The following is an 18,392-nucleotide window of genomic DNA, read 5'->3' as shown; positions in this document are numbered from 1 at the left end:
CTGGATTTTCGAGAAGCAGATGATTAATCACTTGAGCCGGATGGTCTTGTTTGGAACTTTGGCGCTGCTGCTTGGCTGCGGATACCATCTGCGCGGTTCGATAGAGATGCCGGAAGTGCTGAAAAACATGTATGTGTTTGGCGCTTCCGTGCCCTTACAGGGTGAACTGCAAGCCATCATGAAAGCCTCGAAAGGCAAAATCGTCGGCTCCCCCAACGATGCCGGCGTGGTGGTCAAGGTGCTACGGGAAGACATGCGTAACCGGGTACTGACCATCGGCTCAACCGGTAAATCCAGCGAATCCGAGCTGGAATATTATCTGCGCTTTCAATTTTTCGACAGCAAGGAAAATGCGTTGATGGATGAGCAGGTTATAGAAATTTCCAGGGAGTTTTTCAACGACCAAACTGCGGTGCTGGCGAAGGGCAACGAAGAGCAATTGATTCGTAACGAAATCTATAAGCAAGTGGCGCGGATGATATTAGCCAGAGCCAGGATAGCCGTCGATACGCAGAAAAAATAAGTATGCGCCTAAAGCTTGACCAGTTAACTGCCGCCTTACACAAAGAGCTGGTACCGGTTTATCTGGTTAGTGGTGATGAGCCTTTACAACTTGGCGAAGCAGCGGACGACATTCGGCGCGCGGCGCGCGAGGCTGGTTTTTCCACTCGCGAGGTCATTGCTGTCGATACCGGCAATGAGTGGCCGCAATTGACTCTCGAAGCCGAATCCCTTTCTATTTTTTCCGACAAAAAGCTCATCGATTTGCGCTTGCCTTCCGGCAAGCCGGGTTTGGAAGGCAGTAAAGCCCTAAGCGCGTATTGTCAGCATCCGCCCAACGATACAATATTGCTAATCACGGCCGGTAAGCTGGATAGTGCGGCGCAGAAGTCGCAATGGTTTCAGGCCTTGGATAAAGTTGCGTGCGTCGTGCAGGTCTGGCCGTTACAAGGGCCGGAGTTGTTGCAGTGGTTGCAGCGCCGGGCGGAGCGGAAGGGCATGCATTTGGAAGCGGATGCGCTAAAAAGTCTGGCAGTGCGAGTCGAGGGCAACTTGCTGGCCGCGGCCCAGGAGCTTGAAAAACTGTATATCTTGCATGGGGCTAATCGTATCAACAAACCCATGGTTGAGGACGATGTGGCTGACAGCGCTCGCTTCGACGTGTTTAAATTGATGGATGCTTTGTTGTCGGGCAAGGTGAATCGATCCGTTAAAATTCTTGCCGGGCTCAGAGCTGAAGGCGTCGCGGCACCGGTGGTGCTGTGGGCCATAAGCCGTGAAGCGCGTACGCTGATTAATATCAAGACCGAATTAAAGCGGGGTGGGAATCCAGAAGTCCTCTACAAAAAATATCAGATATGGGACAAGCGCAAGCAGTTGGTGCATGAGGCCTTGCAGAGATTGAAGGTCAAGGAATTGCAGGGTATTTTGCAGGCCAGCGCCAATGCTGATAGCCAGATCAAAGGCCAAATGGCCGGCGACGAATGGGAAGGCTTGTTTGGGATTTGTTTGTTGTTTTCCAAGGGATTACGGCTTTAGACGCCGGTCCGGAATAATTCATCGCCCAAGCGATAGGATAGCTTGGGCGATGAATTGGACGTGCTTTAGATATAGAGTTGTTTAAGCAACGCTGTTTTTGCGTTTGCCGGCACTAATCAAGCCGATCAGACCAGTGCCAAACAGCCATACGGCTGTCGGTACAGGAACTGCTGTCAATTGGATCGAGCCATCCACGGCAGCAAGTACGCCGGTGCTTTTGTTTTGGCCCAAAACGCTATTAATTCCCGACAGTAAAGATGAGTTGTTCAAATTGATCGAAAAAATTGAGTGGCCGCCGGTTATGCCTGGGGTGTAGACGTTGGAGTCGTAGCTACCAAAAATACCGGAAAAATTTAAATCCAGTTGCTCGGCGCCTACGCCTGCTGGCGATATGACCCCGGAACCGCCGGTTACGGTGCCGGATAAAATTGCAGCTCCGTTGTTGAAGCCGCTATCGCCCGTAAAACTGTAATCGGGTGTCGTGTCAAAATACAGGTTAACTGCTCCGCCCGAGAAGTTGAAGGATTGGAAACCTGAGAAATTACTGTAGGTGCCGTTCAGGGTTGCAGCCACAGTCAATTCAAAACCCGAGCCCGCGCCGGAGATATTCAATTCCGGAACATTGATGCCGGCATTATTCAGGAAATGACCATCCACCATGGTTTGGAAATAAGCAGTAAAGGTAGTTGCGCTGGTAAATTGCACCAAGGTAATGCCTGAACCAAAATCGTAAGTATCAAATGGGCCTACTATCGCTTCGTCGCCAGTAGCGCCAGTAGCGGCTGTATAATTCGCCGTTCCGGCCCATGTACTCGCCATTGAAACAGGAGCCACCAAGCTTAATCCCGCAGCCAGAAGCATGGTTTGCTTTAAACGATTTGTGAAAATATTCATATTTATACAACCTCAAAAAATAAAAAATTACTCCCCCTTTGCAGAGGCTTATACCTGTTTTTGTTATTCAATTCAAATAACGATTCTATTACACCGTTTGATCACTGGAAGAATACTGATTACAAGCGGTGTGCCGCAGGTTTTATGCAAATAAACTACTTGAGAGGTGAATAAAAATAGGCCTGCTGCTTGGATAGCTTTTCTAAGAAAGGCCGTCAGCGAATGGTTTTAGAATCCGGCACAATAGGTCGGGTCATTTTTCTTACACAGAGTAACCCCCGTATCCCACAGGAAACCCGCCATGCCCTCTTGGTACTCAGATAATTCCCAGTCGATAGGTCGAACGCCTTTGGTGCGGATCAACCATATCAGCCAAGGATTGAACGCGACGCTGCTGGTGAAAATTGAAGGCCGCAATCCGTCCTATTCGGTGAAATGTCGGGTCGGTGCGTCTATGGTCTGGGCCGCTGAGCGTCAAGGCTTATTAACGGCAGGTACAACTTTACTGGAAGCCACCAGCGGTAATTCCGGTATTGCGTTGGCTGCGGTGGCTGCCGCGCGTGGCATACCCATCACGTTAACGATGCCGGACAACATGAGCCAGGAGCGCCGCACATTATTATTGGCGTATGGCGCGAACCTGCTGCTGACCGATGGCGCGCTGGGTATGCGCGCGGCAGTGGAAAAGGCTGAGGCCATCGCCGCGGCCGACCCTGAGCATTATCTATTGCTGGAACAATTTAAAAACCCGGCTAATCCGGCGATACACGAACAAACTACCGGCCCGGAAATTTGGCGGGACTGCGGTGGTAAGATCGATATATTTGTAGCAGGCGTCGGCACCGGCGGTACGATTACCGGTGTGTCGCGTTATCTGAAAAAACATTGCGGTAGGCCGGTACTCAGTGTCGCTGTCGAGCCGGCCGGTAGTCCGGTATTAAGCCAGACCCGCGCCGGGTTGCCTTTGCAAGCCGTGCCGCATGGCATCCAAGGCATAGGTGCCGGCTTTGTGCCGCAGAATTTGGATTTGTCGTTGATTGACTTGATCGAGCCGGTGGAAGACGCTGAAGCCATCGCCTATACACGACGCCTTGCTAAGGAAGAGGGCATTATGGCCGGTATTTCCAGCGGCGCGGCGCTTGCTGTTGCAGTGCGTCTGGCCAAGCGTCCGGAACATGCCGGCAAGATTATCGTCGCGATGTTGCCGGATTCCGGTGAACGTTATTTGAGCTCGTCGCTGTTCGGCGAGTAAAGAGAATGTCAGGGATAGTCGCTGTTAGCGTGCGCGAGCAATTTTAAAATGAGTGTAAGCAGAGCGATTTTTATCGGCGTTAAAGTGCGGTAACCCTGGTTTGGTATTGCGGTTTCTGATTCAATACCGGATTTTTGGCAAGACTCACGCATGAATTATTTGACGATTTTATCCGCGCTGGCCGGGGGAGCAATGATCGGGCTAGCCGCCGCTTTATTGTTGTTTACCCATAAACATACCGCCGGCATCTCCGGCATCGCGGCAGGCATATTACCGCCTTGGAGCGAGAGCAGTGTCTGGCGTGGCTGGTTTCTGGCCGGCCTGCTGGCCAGCGCGCCCCTGTATCGCTTGAGCGGCGCAGACATTGCGCTGGACTTGGATGCCTCGCCCGGTCTGCTGGCAATTGCCGGCCTATTGGTGGGGTACGGTACGCGGCTTGGCGGCGGTTGCACCAGCGGACATGGTGTTTGCGGTATCGCCCGCCTGTCGGTGCGATCTATCGTGGCGACGCTGACCTTCATGCTGACTGCCGGTATCACAGTATTTATTGTTCGTCACTTGCTCTAAACCGGACTTTCTCGATGAAAAATACAGTTTATTTATTCGCTTATGGCCTGCTGTTTGGTTTGGGTTTGATTGTGGCCGGCATGAGCAATCCGGCCAAAGTGTTGGCGTTTCTGGATGTGGCGGGGGCATGGGATCCTAGTTTGGCGTTGGTGATGGCTAGTGCTTTGTTGACGCTGGGGCTGGCGCGCTATTTGATGCATCGCAATAATGACGCCGCTGATCGCGAGCAAGAACCTTCCGCTAGCGTACCGGCCGGTGTGGATGGCAAACTGATTGCCGGTGCGGCGATATTCGGCGTCGGTTGGGGGCTGTCCGGTTTCTGTCCAGGACCGGCTCTGCTGGGATTAAGCGCCGGGGTGTTGGGTAATTATGCGTTTGTTGCGGCGATGTTTGCCGGGTTTTGGTTGTTTCGCTTGTTGCATCAACGCTAGGTAAGCTGCGGTCTGATAGGGGTATAAAACGCTAGCGGCTGGTTTTGCCGGAGATGCAAAATTGCTCGAATATGCCGGTTTTGGCAAATAATCGGCTTGGCCGGAAAGGTGTTACTATTGGATGGTCAACCGCCCATTCGAATGATCAGGGATGGGGTAGAGTAAAGTAATAATTTTTGGAGATAACGGTGGCGGATAGTGTAAAACCGACATTGAAGGACGGTAAAGTCTTAGCAACTCAGGTAACCGACAAGATTTCCACGAAGATCGAGAAAGGTAATTTGGTAAACGTTCATGCAATTGTCGTTCACCAAACCGGCAGCAAAACATCGGCCTCGTCCTTCAGCAGCTACGAAAATGGAAAAAATGGCGCGCATTTTCTAATCGACGTTGATGGCAGCATTTATCAAACCGCGCGGGTAAATCAAAAATGTTGGCATGTCGGCGAAATTCGCAGCCGTTGTTATCAGTTTGGAAATTGCAGTACTGACGAGCTGAAAAATGTAAAAGCTATTCTTTTCGAGCAAAAGAAGTCTTACGTGGCGCGGGTAAATAAACTCTATCAGCACGAAAAAGCTAAAACGTATCCGGATCGCTATCCAACCAATGAAGATTCCATAGGCATAGAAATCGTATCCGGTTTTTCCGCCGATAAAGGTTATGATTTGGTAAGCGACGAGCAAAATGCATCGCTCAAATGGTTGATAAATACCTTGGAGGAATTGTTGGGGCTGACCGCCAACGACATCTATAAACACTCCGAGGTCGGTTATAAACAACCTAGCGAAGCAAGCTCCGCAAAGTGGTAAATGTGATGTGTTCGGTTCCGACACACACAGTACGCACCGCTTTTTGGGTTTTCGCGGCCATGTTCTCGTTAAATGCCTTTGCGATTGATGGGTTTACGCAGGTGCGGGTGGTAATGGCAGGTACCGACCAGCCTGGGGCGTTCTGCGAGGACTTTAAACTTTCCACGCCGAAAGCAAAAAGCGTTTTGCGCAAAGCCAGACCGATAACATCGGCGGAGTATCTGGACGGCTATCGCTATTTACCCTGTTTTGTGAAAGGAACTGCGAATTTTCACGGACGTCCCAGCAAATGGACGATACGCGCCGGTGGTAATATTTCCGTAACGCAAGACGATGGGCTGGAATTTTATTTGGGGTGCGAATCCTGCGCTAAAAGTTTTGGAATAAGCCGTTAGCGTCTCAGCAAACAGAGGAGTTGGATCGTTAGCCTAAGCCGACAATATAGATGCCAGTTTCGCGGCGGCCGGGTCCACCGGCCAATCGGCGGCATCCACCGAATCCAAGGGTAGATTGCGGATTTCAGCCTGCCACTTATGAATGAACTTCCCGTCTGGATCGTATAACCTGGTTTGTTTTTCCAGATCAAAATGCCGCTGGCCGCGCGGGTCGGTGCCCACCCCGGCTTGATATTGCCAATTACCCCAATTACTGGCCACATCGTAATCCAGCAAATGTTGCTCGAAATAAGCCGCACCAAAGCGCCAATCCACGGCCAATTCGTTGACCAGGCAGCTGGCGACGATTTGCCGACCGCGATTGGACATATAGCCGGTGGCGTTAAGTTGTTTCATGCAGGCGTTGACCAGCGGATAAGGCGTGTAACCGTGACACCATTTTTGAAAGCGTTCCGGATAGAAGCAGGTCAATGGCCGGCGTTGTTTGATGCCGCGAAACGCAAATAGCTGCTTGCCGTACTGGTGGGCGTACCATTGAAAATACTCCCGCCAGAGCAGTTCAAAATACAGCCAATAGGTTGATTCATTGGCGCCGTTCTCTTGTTCATAGCGGCGTAAACTGGAATAGATCTTTCGTACCGACAGATTGCCGTGGGCCAGCCAGGGCGAAAACTTAGTGGAATTTTCCCAACCGTCCAGTTCGTTGCGCTGGTCTTTGTAACGGCTGGGGTAGCTGCTGTGGAAATACGCTTTAAGATGTTTTTTGCCCGCCGTCTCGCCGCCATGAAACGCCATCTCCGTATCCAGCGCAGAACTGGCCGGTAAATACACCGGAAAATTCAGTAGCCAATCGGATTTGGGCTCGGGACTGGGCGGCAGAGCATCGGGCGGCAATAAGGGATGGTCGATGAGCAACTGCTCGACCCTGTCCTTGAATGGGGTAAAGGACTGCGGCAATTGGGCAAAGGGCAGGTCTTTCAGGTTGAACAGGGTTTGTGTGTCCGATTCGACAAAACGCAGGCCCGGCAAAAGCTTTTGCAGGCCCTGCCATTGTTGCCGTTCCTGAAATCCGCAGTGGCGGCTGCGATAAATTACCGAAACGCCGTGTTTTTTGACTAGCGTGCTGATAGACGTTGCGGATGCTTCGTAACAAACCAGTAATTGCTGACCGACTTGCTGGAGATTTCTATCCAGGTCCTGCAAGGCTTCTTTTAAAAACCGCCAACGCTGGGCCGACAGGTTGGCCATACCGTACTGGTTGGGTGCCAGCCAGGCCGGGTCCAGACAATAGACGCAAAGTAACTGGTCGACGACCGCGCTGGCTTGTTGCAGGTTGGGATTGTCATGCACCCGCAAATCATTACCAAACCAGTAAAGCCCTATTCTGCGCATTGTCGTCTCGTCCGAATAAAAAATGCCGGCATACCGCCGGCGAGAGGTGAGGTTTACAACACTATTTAGCGGATAGCAAGGCGCTGATCTTGGAATCCAGCTGTTCCGGCGTCACATCGCTGGGAAAGGCCGCCACGCTATTTCCGCTGCGATCAATCAAGTATTTGTGAAAATTCCAGGCTGGTGCCTGGCCGGTAGCTTTGCTTAATTTTTGGAAAAAGCCGTTAGCCGCCGCCCCCTTCACCTGGCTTTTTTCCAGCATGGGGAAGGTCACGCCGTAATTGATGTAACAGACATTGGCGGTTTTTTCCGCTTCACTAAACTCCTGATTAAAATCGTTGGATGGGAAGCCGACTACAACCAAACCTTGATCCTTATACTTTTGATATAAGGCTTCCAGACCCTTGAATTGGGGGGTGTAGCCACAGTTACTCGCAGTATTGACGGCTAGAATCACCTTGCCTTGAAAGGCCTGGCAAAAATCGATTTGCTCACTGGAGCGAAGCTTGGTCATTTTGTAATTCAACAATTCCGGGCAAGTCTCGGCTCCGGCTACCGACACGGAGCAAGCCCATAAGCTGGCGATTAAAAACGCGGTTTTCATCATTGTTCCTCTTGATCCATTATCCATGAGCATACCAGTACTGGCTAAAAGTCAACCTTGGCTGACTATCGCCATTAATGCGTTTGCAGCATGCCTTGCTTGACAATAAAGTCAGCGACCGCTTCCAAGCCATTGCCGGTTTTGATATTGGTAAACACGAACGGCCGCTCGCCGCGCATCTTTTTCGCATCGCGGTCCATCACTTCCAGCGAGGCGCCGACGTAAGGCGCCAGATCGATTTTATTGATCACCAATAAATCCGAGCGGGTGATGCCGGGGCCGCCCTTGCGCGGAATCTTGTCGCCGGCGGAGACGTCGATTACGTAAATCGTCAGGTCAGCCAGTTCAGGGCTAAAGGTGGCGCTGAGATTGTCGCCGCCGCTTTCCACCATTACAAAATCCAGCTCTGGCCAGCGCTCGCAGAGTTCGTCTACCGCTGCCAGATTCATCGACGCGTCTTCGCGGATGGCGGTATGCGGACAGCCGCCGGTTTCCACGCCAAGAATCCTCTCTTCCGGCAGCGCCTGGCTACGGATCAAAAACTGCTGATCCTCGCGGGTATAAATATCGTTGGTAACTACGCCGATTTCGTAATCGTCGCGCATCTTCTTACACAAGGCGTCCACTAGTGCGGTTTTGCCGGAGCCGACCGGCCCGCCGATGCCTACTCGTAATATTTGTTTATCAGTCATGTTTTCATCCAAGGTATTGAAGGTTGCTCAAACCTCGATTGCATCGAGGCTACGTTATGGTTATTTCACGATCTGAACAGCCGCGAATACTGCATCTCATGGCGGCTGCTGGCTAAGGCCAAGCCAAAACAACTGCCGCCGATCTCGGCGTCGTTTAGGTTTAAAGCACGTTCCACGAAAGACGGTAATTCATCGGCTAGATTTTTTAACAGTTGTTGCCCGGCCACCTGGCCCAACGGCACTAGCTTGACCGCACACAACACCTGATTCTCTAGCCAGCCCCACAAATAACCGGTGACGGCGTCGGCTTTGCCAATGTGCCAGCGTGCCGCCGCTAACGCAAACAAAGTCGCGAGGGTCGCGTCGGGGCGTTTTAGCCAGGCATTGGCCTCGGGCAATTCCAGATTCACCAGCAAACGGGCCAGAGCCTGGCCGGTTTGTTTGTCCTCCGCACGCAACTCGGCGGTTTCCCGGCAGGCGGTCAGGGTTTGGCTCCAATGATCTATGGCGGCCATATCGTTCTCATGCCAGGCATCATAAAGCCGCGCTAAAATCGGCGCATCGACCAAGCCCAAACCGTTTTGCAGCAAGCCGTGCAGCCAGTCGGCCACTTGCTCGGCGCTGGTAAGCCAGCCATCGTCTACCGCCCGCTCCAGCCCTTGCGAATAGCTGTACATGCCAATCGGCAAGCCGGGGCTGACCAGTTGCAACAGCCTTAACAGCGACAAATCAGTGACCATGGCTATGATACGCGCCGCTTTCTGGTTCGAAGGGCAGGGTGTGATGTTCGACCGTCAACCCCAAACCCACCAGCATCTGATCAAGCACATGATCGGCCAGGTAACGCAATTCGTCCGGCAGAATTTGCAGGGCGATATGGCGGTTGCCCAGGTGGTAACAGGCCTTGGCGAACAATAATTGGTCGCTGCATTTGACCACCGATAATTGCTCAGGCGCTGCGTCGATGCGTACTTTAAAGCCTTGGCCGTTGGTGAGGATTGCGCCGTGCTTTAGGGTTTGGCCCCTGGGCAGGAACACGCCGACTTGGATACCGCCTTTGGTGGTCGCCGGTTGCCGGGATTTTTGGCGGGCCTCGAAGGGGAGGGTTAGGGTGTCGTCGGCTTGTTCTTCGGTGTTGGTGGTTTCGGTGAGTTTTAGCATATTTGTTTGGTTAGATTTTGCTTGTCACGCTGGTTCCCAAGCTCCGGCTTGGGAACGATGTCTCGAAAGCTCTAGCTTTCATTGGGTTTGTGTCGCTGTCGCGACGGGTGGTTTATATGTCGGGTCTCGGCCCGACAGCCGAGATACTTTCTTTTGCTTGGCCAAAAGAAAGTATCCAAAGAAAAGGCCACCCGGAATTCCGCCAATTTCCTGCGCTTCTCGCTTTTGGCGAGGGTTTTCGGAAGGGCCATCCCTGGCCCTCCGAAAACGAGCGGCATCCCTGCCGCTCCCCTGCGGGCCGATCTCGCCAAAAGCTGCGATGCTCGGGGCGGAATAACGGGACAAAAACCATCCCAAATTCATAAGTAGATCGTAAAAACGTAGAGGCCGGTAGGTCCGATTAGCGAAGCGTAATCGGACGCATGTTAATCATCTCCATCCACGGTTATATCCAAATCCCCACCCCAATGCGCCGGATAAACGCCCTTTTCAACATAGCGATGAAAACTGGAATACGGCCAATCCTTGACTCGGGTAACTAACCCATGCTTAACCGGATTAACATGCACATAATCGACATGGCTTTCAAAATCTTGCTCGTCACGAATGCAATGCTCCCAAAAGTGCCGCTGCCAGATTCCACGCTCACCCGCCATCTTTCGCACATTCGACCGATACTCCGTTTTCGGCAATGCCCGCGAAAACCCGCTTTTGATCAATCGCCAACGCTTGCTGAAATCCGCATCACCAGGTGGCAACGTCCACACGGTATGCATATGTTCCGGCAACACTACCCACGCGTTGATTTGGAATGGGTAGCGATTTCGTACCGCCCGAACAGTTGCCCGTAACAAATCGATTTCGCGAACCAATAAATCGTTGTTTTTACGCGCCAGCAAATTCACCGTAAAAAACCATGTGCCACCGGGAATAAATGCGCGTCGGTAATTGGGCATGGCTTATTGCGATTTTTAAATATCGTTTGGTTTGACATTCGTCCGATTACGCTTCGCTAATCGGACCTACGCGGGCTCCGTAAATAAGTTTCGCCATTGAAATCTTGACCATAGATGGCTTTGATAGAGTAACTGAGTTGCCGGGTGTCTGTTGCTATAATAAATATTACATCTTCAATGTTGAAAATATGTTTTATTTTTTCCAATAACTCAATTGCAAAGTTTGGTCTGCATCTATCCAACTCATCAATAAATATAAATAAAGGTTTTTGCAATTTTTTATTTGATGGGTTCTCAATTAATGCGGAAATCGATTTTTTGAATTCCGCAATTAAATTTTCAGTTTGTTTGAAGTTTTCTAATAGCTCTTCAGTTAGTTTTCCAGATATATCTGCGATTGTATCTTCAGTATCCTTAGTAGTTTTGGAAAATTCTTCCAATCCATCCTCTCCAATATATTTTCTGAGGATTCCTTTGACTATCATGGGCGATAGTTTTTTTATAATCGCGCTGGACTTTTTTAGGAGGTTTGTTGTTGCTTCCGTTTGCTGACCTTCTTCATTTAAAGAAAGGATTTGACTGATAATGCTTGAGATAAGAGAAATTAACGGGTCGTTGCTGTAATCGTTTTGCCAAGCGTTAAAATAAACAGCCGGATGGTTTATTTTGATGTCTTGAAACCATCTTTCCATGAAAAATGTTTTTCCTGATCCCCATGGGGCAGTAATATTTATTACGCTAGAGCTATTTTTATTTATAAGGTACCTTGTGAGAAATAAAGCATACTTCCTTCTTTGCAGAACATCGCCTTCCCATTCAGTTATATTTTTCATAAGAAAGATTTTTGTTTGCCCTAGGAATTAGAAAATATGTTTATCGGTAGTCCGTAGGCTGGGTAGAGCAACGCGAAACCCAGCGATAAAGCTCAAAGCTGGGTTTCCACTATCGTTCCAACCCAGCCTACCAAATAACCTTTGCTACACAAAATAACCGTTGGAGTGGACTATTCCCGTTATTCCGCCCCGAGCATCGCTGCTTTTGGCGAGATTAGGCCGTAGGGGAGCGGCAGGGATGCCGCTCGTTTTCGGAGGGGCTGGGAAGCCCCTTCCGAAAACCCTCGCCAAAAGTAAGAAGCGCAGGAAACTGGCGGAATGTCGGGTGGCTTTTCTTTTGGTGACTTTTCTTTGGCCAAACAAAGAAAAGTCACTCGGCTGTCGGGCCGAGACCCGACATATAAAACACCCGTCGCGCCAGCGACACAAAAACCCAAAACCTAGCAAAGCTACGTCCACATAAAAGCGTGAAAAACCTCACACTTCTCCAGTCAACAAGTTAACAGAGAACACCCCTCGATTTCCCTAAATTAACACCGTCCCCGCTAATTACGCCGCCAGCAAAACAGCAGCGCAAATGCCGCCGGACATGCTGCCCTTGAATTTCAAAGTAAGCCAATTTTTACCCGAGAAGCAAGTACAGCGTTAATTCATCAACTCTCGTGTTTAATTTACAAAAGGTGAAGGTCATGAAAACAATCAAAAATCTATTCTTAATGCTATCTGTCGTTGCCGCTTCCATGTTCGGTGCCAGTGCTGCCAATGCGGCGAGTTGCAGCGGAGGTTGGACCTATGTATCCGGCGTCTACGAATATAATGTAAACGGTACGACATACGGTTATATCTACACCGTGCCGGAACACAACGTACTGCCAGCCTATACCAACTATTTCGTAACCTATAACAAAGAGGCTTTGATTCAGGCCAAAATGGCGCTGCAAAACCATCAAAGTCTGTATTTGTATGGCGACTCAGGTACTGCTGCCTGCCCAACCACCGGATCTTACCGCTACCTAGGCACTTTAACTTATCTGTACGAATATTAATCGCGGAATCCGATCATGCGGAATCTTTGGTCTGATTCATTCGGCCGAGATTCCGCTCCGAACAAACTCAACCTAGGTCACGATCATGAATAAACTTGTCTCAATACTCGGTGTGGCTAGCGTTTTTGCGAGCGGATATTTTGCCGGTCAGCAATTCCCCGGTCGCGGCGAGAGTCAGCGGGCGGCGTTGCCGGAGAATACCGCTTCAGTTTCCGCGCCTGTCATCGCGGTGGGCGCGAACAGAAAGCTCGATATTCCGCCGGCAAACGCCGCAATGTCTCCGGACACTCGATTACCCCCGCACGAGCGGCAGCGGCTGGCGCTCGCCAATAGCTTGTCGCCCGAGGATGAGGCGGCGCGTAGCGAAGCCAATGCCGATATGATTGCGTCGATGCGAGCCAATCACTTACCGGAAGAGCAGGTTGCACAGATGGAGCAGACTCTGAAAGAACAAGAGTCCGCCGCAGCCGTTCAGCCTGAAGAACCGGTACCCGAACGAACCAGCGCGGAATTGAGTGCTGAGTTGCGCGAAAGCCTAAAGCAATCCGGTGCTCCGCCGGAAATCATCAACGCTATGGCTCAGCAAATCGAAGCCGGCGTTACCACCACGGATGAACCGGTTCTACCGCACAAAAACCATACCCCAGGTTCCTAGTTTCAACTGATGGCAAATGCCGCCATCGCTTCCGCTTCATACAGTTTGTTTTCGGCAGGGCCACGGATGGCTCTACCGAAAACCCTGACCCTTCTCAAAACAAAAAATACCTCTGCGCCATCGGCAACACCACTGCCGGTTCGCAAACCAGCAACTCGCCATCCGCACGCACCTGATAAGTTTGCGGACAAACTTCCATCACCGGCTGGTAGTTGTTCAACTTCAAATCCGCCTTGCCAATGGTTCGGGTGTTCTTCACAGTACCTACCCGTTTTTGTAGCCCCAATTGCTCCGCCAAGCCGGAAGTCACCGCCGCTTGCGGCAAAAAGATCATCGAGGTGCTGGCGGCGGTGCGGCCAAAGCTGCCGAACATCGGCCGGTAATGCACAGGTTGCGGGGTGGGGATGGATGCGTTGGCATCGCCCATCGGCGCGGCAGCAATTAGGCCGCCTTTGATGATCAGGCTGGGTTTGACGCCGAAAAAGGCCGGTTGCCATAACACCATGTCAGCCAGTTTGCCGGCTTCGATGGAACCCACTTCGTGGCTGATACCGTGGCTGATCGCCGGGTTGATGGTGTATTTGGCAATGTAACGCTTGATGCGGAAATTGTCGCTTTGGGCGCTATCGCTGCCTAAACTGCCGCGCTGCGTCTTCATCTTATGCGCGGTCTGCCAGGTACGGATGATCACTTCGCCGACTCGGCCCATGGCTTGCGAATCCGAGGAAATCATCGAAAACGCGCCCAAGTCGTGCAAGATGTCCTCGGCGGCAATGGTTTCGCGGCGGATGCGCGATTCGGCAAACGCCACGTCTTCCGGGATGCTGGGGTCGAGGTGATGGCAAACCATCAACATATCCAAATGCTCGTCGACTGTATTGACCGTGTAAGGCCGGGTCGGGTTAGTCGACGACGGCAGCACATTGTTCAGACCGCAGGCCTTGATGATGTCCGGGGCATGGCCGCCGCCGGCGCCTTCGGTGTGGTAGGTGTGAATGGTACGGCCCTTGAAGGCGGCGAAAGTGTCTTCCACAAACCCCGACTCGTTCAATGTGTCGGTGTGGATAGCCACCTGCACGTCGTAATCGTCGGCCACGCCCAGGCAGCAATCGATGGCCGCCGGTGTGGTGCCCCAGTCTTCGTGCAGTTTCAATCCCATCGCTCCGGCCTGGATTTGTTCTTCCAGAGCGCCCGGTAGACTGGCGTTGCCCTTGCCCAGCAAACCGAAATTCATCGGCAAGCCGTCCAGCGCGGTCAGCATTTGTTGCAGATGCCACGGCCCCGGTGTGCAGGTGGTGGCGTTGGTGCCGGTGGCCGGGCCGGTGCCGCCGCCGATCATGGTGGTGACGCCGGAGCACAGCGCTTCTTCGATTTGTTGCGGGCAGATGAAATGGATATGGGCGTCGATGCCGCCGGCGGTGAGAATCTGGCCTTCGCCGGCGATGACTTCGGTGCCGGGACCGACGATGATGTCCACGCCGGGTTGAATGTCGGGATTACCGGCCTTGCCGATCTTGAAAATCCGCCCTTGCTTGATGCCGACATCGGCTTTGACGATGCCCCAGTAATCGATGATCAGCGCGTTGGTAATCACCAAATCCACGGCCTGATCGTTGCCTAATTGGCTTTGGCCCATGCCGTCGCGGATTACCTTACCGCCGCCGAATTTCACCTCGTCGCCGTAAACGGTGTAATCGGCTTCCACTTCCAAAATCAAATCGGTGTCGGCCAGTCGCAAGCGGTCGCCGGTGGTGGGGCCGAACATGTCGGCATAAGCCGCTCTCGAAATCTTGCTCATGCGGTTTTCTCCAATGCGCCCATTACCTCACCTCTAAAACCATAGACTTTGCGTTCGCCGGCAAAAGCCACCAACTGTACCTCGCGCTGCTGGCCCGGTTCGAAACGCACCGCCGTGCCGGCCGGAATATCCAACCTAAAACCCAAAGCCACGCTGCGCTCGAAATGCAGAGCCGGGTTGGTTTCGTAAAAATGATAGTGCGAGCCAACTTGTATTGGCCGGTCGCCGCTGTTGGCAACCAGGACTTTAACGGTGGCGCGACCGGCATTCAGTTCGATATCGCCGGCGGCAGGGAAGATTTCTCCAGGAATCATGCTTTGCTCCTATACGATGGGGTCGTGTACGGTGACTAATTTGGTGCCGTCCGGGAAGGTCGCCTCCACCTGCACCTCGGTCAACATCTCGGCGATGCCGTCCATCACATCGTCGATGCTTAATAACGTTCGACCATAAGCCATCAACTCGGCCACGGTCTGGCCGTCGCGCGCGCCTTCCATGATCGCGGCGGAGATATACGCCACGGCTTCCGGGTAGTTAAGTTTCAAACCTCTGGCTTTGCGGCGCTCGGCGAGGAGGGCGGCAGTGAAGAGGAGGAGTTTGTCTTTTTCTCTTGGGGTTAATTGCATGGCGTATGTCTTGATTTGGTGTCGCTGCCGCGACGGTTGTTTTTAATGTCGGGTCTCGGCCCGACAGCCGAGATACTTTCTTTTGTTTGGCCAAAAGAAAGTATCCAAAGAAAAAGCCACCCCATGCCGCTTGTATCCTGCGCGCCGAAGGGTTTGAACGGGGTTTTCGGAAGGGCTATCCCTAGCCCTCCGAAAACGCGATGCATCCCTGCATCGCCCCTGCGGGCTGTTCCGTTCAAACCCTTCGGTGCTCGGAGCGGCATCAGGGGAGAAAAACGTCTCGAAATCTTAACTTGTAAAATCTGGATCGGTAGACCTGATTAGCGCCGCGTAATCGGACGGATGTTTTTCTTTTCAATTGATTTACAAATGCCTAATAAAAATTATTTAATTTTCCTATGATTTATAAAATTTAAATAAATTGAGCATCCCATTCGCCCAATTATGGTTCGCTAACTGGGCGAGGCTGGCCAAGGCGACGTGACCGAGTGATAAAATAGGCTATAGTGCTATATAGTTGACTATTATCAGGGAATATTCCGTTTGTATCGAGATACAAGCAACGCCGATTTTTATTACCTTTGTCGTAGTACAAGATTTTTATAGAAGATAAGCCAAATCTGAGTGAGTTGGTACTCTTGTATTCGATAATGTCTTGCCACTCAATTTCAACTCTTGTTAGTAAACCATTAAATTTAAGTGATTTTCCGGTTGCAATAAAACGTGGAGATATTCTACAGGCTTGAGTAATAGAGTAAAAAAATAGGCTGAAATTTAAGACAGAAAATGTGAAAAATATAAATAAAGTCCAATATGAAATGTTTTGATATTTATTGTATGGAATTATTAAAAATATAGAGCTGAATAATGCAATTAAACCTAAAATTAAATAGCCAAAACGTCCCGAATAGCCTATGTGGAATAACAAAGTTTCATTCATAAATTTTTTCAAAATTTAGAGTCTATCCGTTAAGCCGAGTATATATGCCGAATAATGGAAGAGCATCGCCGGAGAGTCGCTATTTTTGCCGAAAGATTTTTTCGGGCATCCTGCTGGAAAAAAATCGGCAAATTCGCGACAGATGCGCCTCCTATCGTCGGCAGCATCCTACAATAGAACTTGATACCCAAAATACAAATTTATCCAACAACCATTCTTCGTGCGACGGGGTCAATCCCCTATGCCGCGCCGAGCACCGGAGGGTTTGGACGGATCAGCCCGCAGGGGAGCGGCAGGGATGCCGCTCGTTTTCGGAGGGCTATGGATAGCCCTTCCGAAAACCCCGTTCAAACCCTTCGGCGCGCAGGATAAAAGCGGCATGGGGTGGCCTTTTCTTTTTTGGCCACGCAAAAGAAAGTATCTCGGCTGTCGGGCCGAGACCCGACTTTAAAACAGCCGTCGCGGTAGCGACACCAAATTTGAAGCCCTCCGCCATCCTTGGCTTCTGGATTCCGGCAATCCATGCCGGAATGACGTGTTCATTAAGACCACTCCAAATCGATAAGACCACACCAGACAAAACAAACATGCTTACGTCGCCCAAATCCTTGGCGCACAAACCTCTTTCCCAACAACATCCCCCCTCACCAATCCCCAAACCCTCTCAAAAAAAACCTTCAACAAATCCGCCCTAAGATCCAAGCCCCGACAAATCAACAAACCCTCAATCAAAGTCGCCCCGCGATTAACCTCATCCCCTATCAATTCCTGCACCGCCGCCAACTGCAAAGCCGTAGCCGGATAAACAAACAGCGTTCCGCACGCCGAATGCACAAACAAACCCCAGCGGGCTTGAAAGGCTTCGGCATCCAGGCGCAAGCGTTCCATGTAAAGTAAGCGCCCGGCGCGGCTGATGTGCCAGTTTAAGCTCGCTGATCCGTTCTCAAAGCCTTCGCCGGCGGCCGGGCGGCCCAAGGCCAATATTTCCCAGCCGATGAAGTGGGCCTGATCGGCCAAATCGATATTCATGCTGGAATTTAAGCGCGCACCTTCGTAAACGATGGTTTCCTGCGGCAGCCATTCCAAACTGGCGTTTTCAGCAACCTTGAGGTTGACGGTTTGCTGCGCTTCGCCGCCACCGCTGCGATAAAACTTGCCGGCGGCAGGGGTGGTGATGAGTGCTTGGGCATCGTTTTCGACCGTCGCTGAGATAGTCAAATGATCGCCTGCCACGACGCCGCCGGGTGGGTGCAGCAAATACACGTGGCAGACGCCGCCTTCCGGATAGAAGGGGCGTTGCACGGTCAACGGGCCGCGGTGGCTGCGGTTGACCAAGGCGGTTTTGGCGCCGCGTTGACTAAAGCCCAGTGTTAATTCGGCTTCCCACACCGTGGTATCAGTTGAGGCCGCGGGATTGGCTGAAGCGACGCAGTTGGCTGGCATGGTGCGATTGGGTTACAAGTTTTTGGTCTTGGGCGCGATGGCCGAGTTTTCCGACAAAGGCGAATGCTGTGGTTTGTTTACGGCACGCTGTCGCATGATGTGCAATATAACCGGGCCGAACACGAATCCCAAAATTAAGATGCTGATCAGCAGGGTCGGTAGGTCCGGGATTTCAAACAAAGGATGCAGTGCGGCGCGGGTCAATTGCAATAGGTTGCCACCACCTTCCATCACAGCTTCGTAACTGGTATGTGCCTCGCTGCGCACTGACCACACCAATAACAAAGCACCCGCCGCCAGCAAAAGTTGTTCGGATTTCATCTTCCTTTCTCCCTGATCCTGCGTTGAATTAACACGAT

General features: G+C 51.6%; 24 protein-coding genes. 9 read left to right on the top strand and 15 right to left on the bottom strand.

Going from position 1 to position 18,392, the window contains the following annotated elements; genetic code table 11:
• Positions 1–19 precede the first annotated feature (19 nt).
• Together ACR64Q_RS14385 and holA are read left to right on the top strand one after the other, a co-directional pair.
• Positions 20–523 (top strand): LPS-assembly lipoprotein LptE, encoded by a 504-nt coding sequence (locus ACR64Q_RS14385; RefSeq protein WP_033157977.1) that lies wholly within the window; start codon positions 20–22, stop codon positions 521–523.
• Positions 524–525: 2 nt separating this feature from the next.
• Complete coding sequence (gene holA / locus ACR64Q_RS14380; protein ID WP_313732109.1) at positions 526–1,539, top strand: DNA polymerase III subunit delta; 1,014 nt, start codon at positions 526–528, stop codon at positions 1,537–1,539.
• A gap of 81 nt (positions 1,540–1,620) precedes the next feature.
• Here holA and pepA read toward each other — a convergent pair whose 3' ends face one another.
• Positions 1,621–2,433: a flocculation-associated PEP-CTERM protein PepA gene (gene pepA / locus ACR64Q_RS14375; RefSeq protein ID WP_313732110.1), complete on the bottom strand. Its 813-nt coding sequence runs from the start codon at positions 2,431–2,433 to the stop codon at positions 1,621–1,623.
• Positions 2,434–2,734: 301 nt separating this feature from the next.
• Here pepA and cysK point away from each other — a divergent pair, with 301 nt between their 5' ends.
• From cysK to ACR64Q_RS14350, 5 genes are all read left to right on the top strand, one after another.
• Entirely contained in the window at positions 2,735–3,685 is a 951-nt protein-coding gene (gene cysK / locus ACR64Q_RS14370) for a cysteine synthase A (protein WP_313732111.1), read from the top strand.
• A 150-nt stretch (positions 3,686–3,835) separates the two neighbouring features.
• Positions 3,836–4,252 carry a YeeE/YedE family protein gene (locus ACR64Q_RS14365; RefSeq protein WP_313732112.1) on the top strand — a complete coding sequence of 139 codons (417 nt, stop codon included), beginning with the start codon at positions 3,836–3,838 and terminating at the stop codon, positions 4,250–4,252.
• A 14-nt stretch (positions 4,253–4,266) separates the two neighbouring features.
• The gene (locus ACR64Q_RS14360; RefSeq protein ID WP_313732113.1) at positions 4,267–4,683 is read left to right on the top strand and encodes a DUF6691 family protein; all 417 of its coding nucleotides are present in this window, start codon (positions 4,267–4,269) and stop codon (positions 4,681–4,683) included.
• A gap of 188 nt (positions 4,684–4,871) precedes the next feature.
• Entirely contained in the window at positions 4,872–5,492 is a 621-nt protein-coding gene (locus tag ACR64Q_RS14355) for a peptidoglycan recognition protein family protein (protein ID WP_313732114.1), read from the top strand.
• Between the two features lie 59 nt (positions 5,493–5,551).
• On the top strand, positions 5,552–5,887 hold the full coding sequence (locus tag ACR64Q_RS14350; protein WP_313732115.1) for a hypothetical protein: 336 nt from the start codon (positions 5,552–5,554) through the stop codon (positions 5,885–5,887).
• A 33-nt stretch (positions 5,888–5,920) separates the two neighbouring features.
• Here ACR64Q_RS14350 and ACR64Q_RS14345 read toward each other — a convergent pair whose 3' ends face one another.
• From ACR64Q_RS14345 to ACR64Q_RS14315, 7 genes are all read right to left on the bottom strand, one after another.
• The gene (locus tag ACR64Q_RS14345) at positions 5,921–7,279 is read right to left on the bottom strand and encodes a DASH family cryptochrome (RefSeq protein WP_313732116.1); all 1,359 of its coding nucleotides are present in this window, start codon (positions 7,277–7,279) and stop codon (positions 5,921–5,923) included.
• A gap of 61 nt (positions 7,280–7,340) precedes the next feature.
• Complete coding sequence (locus ACR64Q_RS14340; protein ID WP_313732117.1) at positions 7,341–7,886, bottom strand: glutathione peroxidase; 546 nt, start codon at positions 7,884–7,886, stop codon at positions 7,341–7,343.
• Positions 7,887–7,957: 71 nt separating this feature from the next.
• Entirely contained in the window at positions 7,958–8,575 is a 618-nt protein-coding gene (ureG, locus tag ACR64Q_RS14335) for an urease accessory protein UreG (protein WP_020482661.1), read from the bottom strand.
• 65 nt (positions 8,576–8,640) lie between these two features.
• Positions 8,641–9,315, bottom strand: a complete 675-nt coding sequence (locus tag ACR64Q_RS14330) for an urease accessory protein UreF (protein ID WP_313732118.1) — start codon at positions 9,313–9,315, stop codon at positions 8,641–8,643.
• The gene (gene ureE / locus ACR64Q_RS14325) at positions 9,305–9,736 is read right to left on the bottom strand and encodes an urease accessory protein UreE (RefSeq protein WP_313732119.1); all 432 of its coding nucleotides are present in this window, start codon (positions 9,734–9,736) and stop codon (positions 9,305–9,307) included. The genes ACR64Q_RS14330 and ureE overlap by 11 nt, the downstream gene beginning before the upstream one ends.
• 425 nt (positions 9,737–10,161) lie before the next feature.
• Positions 10,162–10,692, bottom strand: coding sequence for an REP-associated tyrosine transposase (locus ACR64Q_RS14320; protein ID WP_313732120.1), 531 nt, complete (start codon positions 10,690–10,692; stop codon positions 10,162–10,164).
• A gap of 56 nt (positions 10,693–10,748) precedes the next feature.
• On the bottom strand, positions 10,749–11,525 hold the full coding sequence (locus ACR64Q_RS14315; RefSeq protein WP_313732121.1) for a KAP family P-loop NTPase fold protein: 777 nt from the start codon (positions 11,523–11,525) through the stop codon (positions 10,749–10,751).
• Positions 11,526–12,214: 689 nt separating this feature from the next.
• Here ACR64Q_RS14315 and ACR64Q_RS14310 point away from each other — a divergent pair.
• Positions 12,215–12,571 (top strand): hypothetical protein, encoded by a 357-nt coding sequence (locus tag ACR64Q_RS14310; protein WP_020482657.1) that lies wholly within the window; start codon positions 12,215–12,217, stop codon positions 12,569–12,571.
• A gap of 85 nt (positions 12,572–12,656) precedes the next feature.
• On the top strand, positions 12,657–13,226 hold the full coding sequence (locus ACR64Q_RS14305) for a hypothetical protein (protein ID WP_313732122.1): 570 nt from the start codon (positions 12,657–12,659) through the stop codon (positions 13,224–13,226).
• Between the two features lie 94 nt (positions 13,227–13,320).
• Here the strand turns inward: ACR64Q_RS14305 and ureC are convergent, their stop codons facing one another.
• The 7 genes from ureC to ACR64Q_RS14270 form a co-directional block, all read right to left on the bottom strand.
• Entirely contained in the window at positions 13,321–15,024 is a 1,704-nt protein-coding gene (gene ureC / locus ACR64Q_RS14300) for an urease subunit alpha (protein ID WP_313732123.1), read from the bottom strand.
• The gene (locus ACR64Q_RS14295; RefSeq protein WP_026601520.1) at positions 15,021–15,338 is read right to left on the bottom strand and encodes an urease subunit beta; all 318 of its coding nucleotides are present in this window, start codon (positions 15,336–15,338) and stop codon (positions 15,021–15,023) included. Before ACR64Q_RS14295 ends, ureC begins: the two co-directional genes overlap by 4 nt.
• Before the next feature lie 9 nt (positions 15,339–15,347).
• On the bottom strand, positions 15,348–15,650 hold the full coding sequence (gene ureA / locus ACR64Q_RS14290) for an urease subunit gamma (RefSeq protein ID WP_026601519.1): 303 nt from the start codon (positions 15,648–15,650) through the stop codon (positions 15,348–15,350).
• Between the two features lie 442 nt (positions 15,651–16,092).
• On the bottom strand, positions 16,093–16,590 hold the full coding sequence (locus ACR64Q_RS14285; protein ID WP_313732124.1) for a hypothetical protein: 498 nt from the start codon (positions 16,588–16,590) through the stop codon (positions 16,093–16,095).
• A gap of 319 nt (positions 16,591–16,909) precedes the next feature.
• On the bottom strand, positions 16,910–17,179 hold the full coding sequence (locus ACR64Q_RS14280; protein WP_313732125.1) for a hypothetical protein: 270 nt from the start codon (positions 17,177–17,179) through the stop codon (positions 16,910–16,912).
• 2 nt (positions 17,180–17,181) lie between these two features.
• Positions 17,182–18,033 (bottom strand): urease accessory protein UreD, encoded by an 852-nt coding sequence (locus ACR64Q_RS14275; RefSeq protein ID WP_313732126.1) that lies wholly within the window; start codon positions 18,031–18,033, stop codon positions 17,182–17,184.
• A gap of 12 nt (positions 18,034–18,045) precedes the next feature.
• The gene (locus tag ACR64Q_RS14270; protein WP_026601515.1) at positions 18,046–18,354 is read right to left on the bottom strand and encodes a hypothetical protein; all 309 of its coding nucleotides are present in this window, start codon (positions 18,352–18,354) and stop codon (positions 18,046–18,048) included.
• Between the last annotated feature and the right edge of the window lie 38 nt (positions 18,355–18,392).

Source organism: Methylomonas sp. 2F7 (assembly GCF_057126975.1).
This window is presented reverse-complemented; position numbering and strand designations above follow the sequence as displayed.

Bases quoted from the DNA above. Each gene is read 5' to 3' on its own strand.
- ACR64Q_RS14385 (WP_033157977.1), top strand. From the start codon at position 20: ATGATTAATCACTTGAGCCGGATGGTCTTGTTTGGAACTTTGGCGCTG.
- holA (WP_313732109.1), top strand. From the start codon at position 526: ATGCGCCTAAAGCTTGACCAGTTAACTGCCGCCTTACACAAAGAGCTG.
- pepA (WP_313732110.1), bottom strand. From the start codon at position 2,433: ATGAATATTTTCACAAATCGTTTAAAGCAAACCATGCTTCTGGCTGCG.
- cysK (WP_313732111.1), top strand. From the start codon at position 2,735: ATGCCCTCTTGGTACTCAGATAATTCCCAGTCGATAGGTCGAACGCCT.
- ACR64Q_RS14365 (WP_313732112.1), top strand. From the start codon at position 3,836: ATGAATTATTTGACGATTTTATCCGCGCTGGCCGGGGGAGCAATGATC.
- ACR64Q_RS14360 (WP_313732113.1), top strand. From the start codon at position 4,267: ATGAAAAATACAGTTTATTTATTCGCTTATGGCCTGCTGTTTGGTTTG.
- ACR64Q_RS14350 (WP_313732115.1), top strand. From the start codon at position 5,552: ATGTTCTCGTTAAATGCCTTTGCGATTGATGGGTTTACGCAGGTGCGG.
- ACR64Q_RS14345 (WP_313732116.1), bottom strand. From the start codon at position 7,279: ATGCGCAGAATAGGGCTTTACTGGTTTGGTAATGATTTGCGGGTGCAT.
- ACR64Q_RS14340 (WP_313732117.1), bottom strand. From the start codon at position 7,886: ATGATGAAAACCGCGTTTTTAATCGCCAGCTTATGGGCTTGCTCCGTG.
- ureG (WP_020482661.1), bottom strand. From the start codon at position 8,575: ATGACTGATAAACAAATATTACGAGTAGGCATCGGCGGGCCGGTCGGC.
- ACR64Q_RS14330 (WP_313732118.1), bottom strand. From the start codon at position 9,315: ATGGTCACTGATTTGTCGCTGTTAAGGCTGTTGCAACTGGTCAGCCCC.
- ureE (WP_313732119.1), bottom strand. From the start codon at position 9,736: ATGCTAAAACTCACCGAAACCACCAACACCGAAGAACAAGCCGACGAC.
- ACR64Q_RS14320 (WP_313732120.1), bottom strand. From the start codon at position 10,692: ATGCCCAATTACCGACGCGCATTTATTCCCGGTGGCACATGGTTTTTT.
- ACR64Q_RS14315 (WP_313732121.1), bottom strand. From the start codon at position 11,525: ATGAAAAATATAACTGAATGGGAAGGCGATGTTCTGCAAAGAAGGAAG.
- ACR64Q_RS14310 (WP_020482657.1), top strand. From the start codon at position 12,215: ATGAAAACAATCAAAAATCTATTCTTAATGCTATCTGTCGTTGCCGCT.
- ACR64Q_RS14305 (WP_313732122.1), top strand. From the start codon at position 12,657: ATGAATAAACTTGTCTCAATACTCGGTGTGGCTAGCGTTTTTGCGAGC.
- ureC (WP_313732123.1), bottom strand. From the start codon at position 15,024: ATGAGCAAGATTTCGAGAGCGGCTTATGCCGACATGTTCGGCCCCACC.
- ACR64Q_RS14295 (WP_026601520.1), bottom strand. From the start codon at position 15,338: ATGATTCCTGGAGAAATCTTCCCTGCCGCCGGCGATATCGAACTGAAT.
- ureA (WP_026601519.1), bottom strand. From the start codon at position 15,650: ATGCAATTAACCCCAAGAGAAAAAGACAAACTCCTCCTCTTCACTGCC.
- ACR64Q_RS14285 (WP_313732124.1), bottom strand. From the start codon at position 16,590: ATGAATGAAACTTTGTTATTCCACATAGGCTATTCGGGACGTTTTGGC.
- ACR64Q_RS14280 (WP_313732125.1), bottom strand. From the start codon at position 17,179: ATGTTTGTTTTGTCTGGTGTGGTCTTATCGATTTGGAGTGGTCTTAAT.
- ACR64Q_RS14275 (WP_313732126.1), bottom strand. From the start codon at position 18,033: ATGCCAGCCAACTGCGTCGCTTCAGCCAATCCCGCGGCCTCAACTGAT.
- ACR64Q_RS14270 (WP_026601515.1), bottom strand. From the start codon at position 18,354: ATGAAATCCGAACAACTTTTGCTGGCGGCGGGTGCTTTGTTATTGGTG.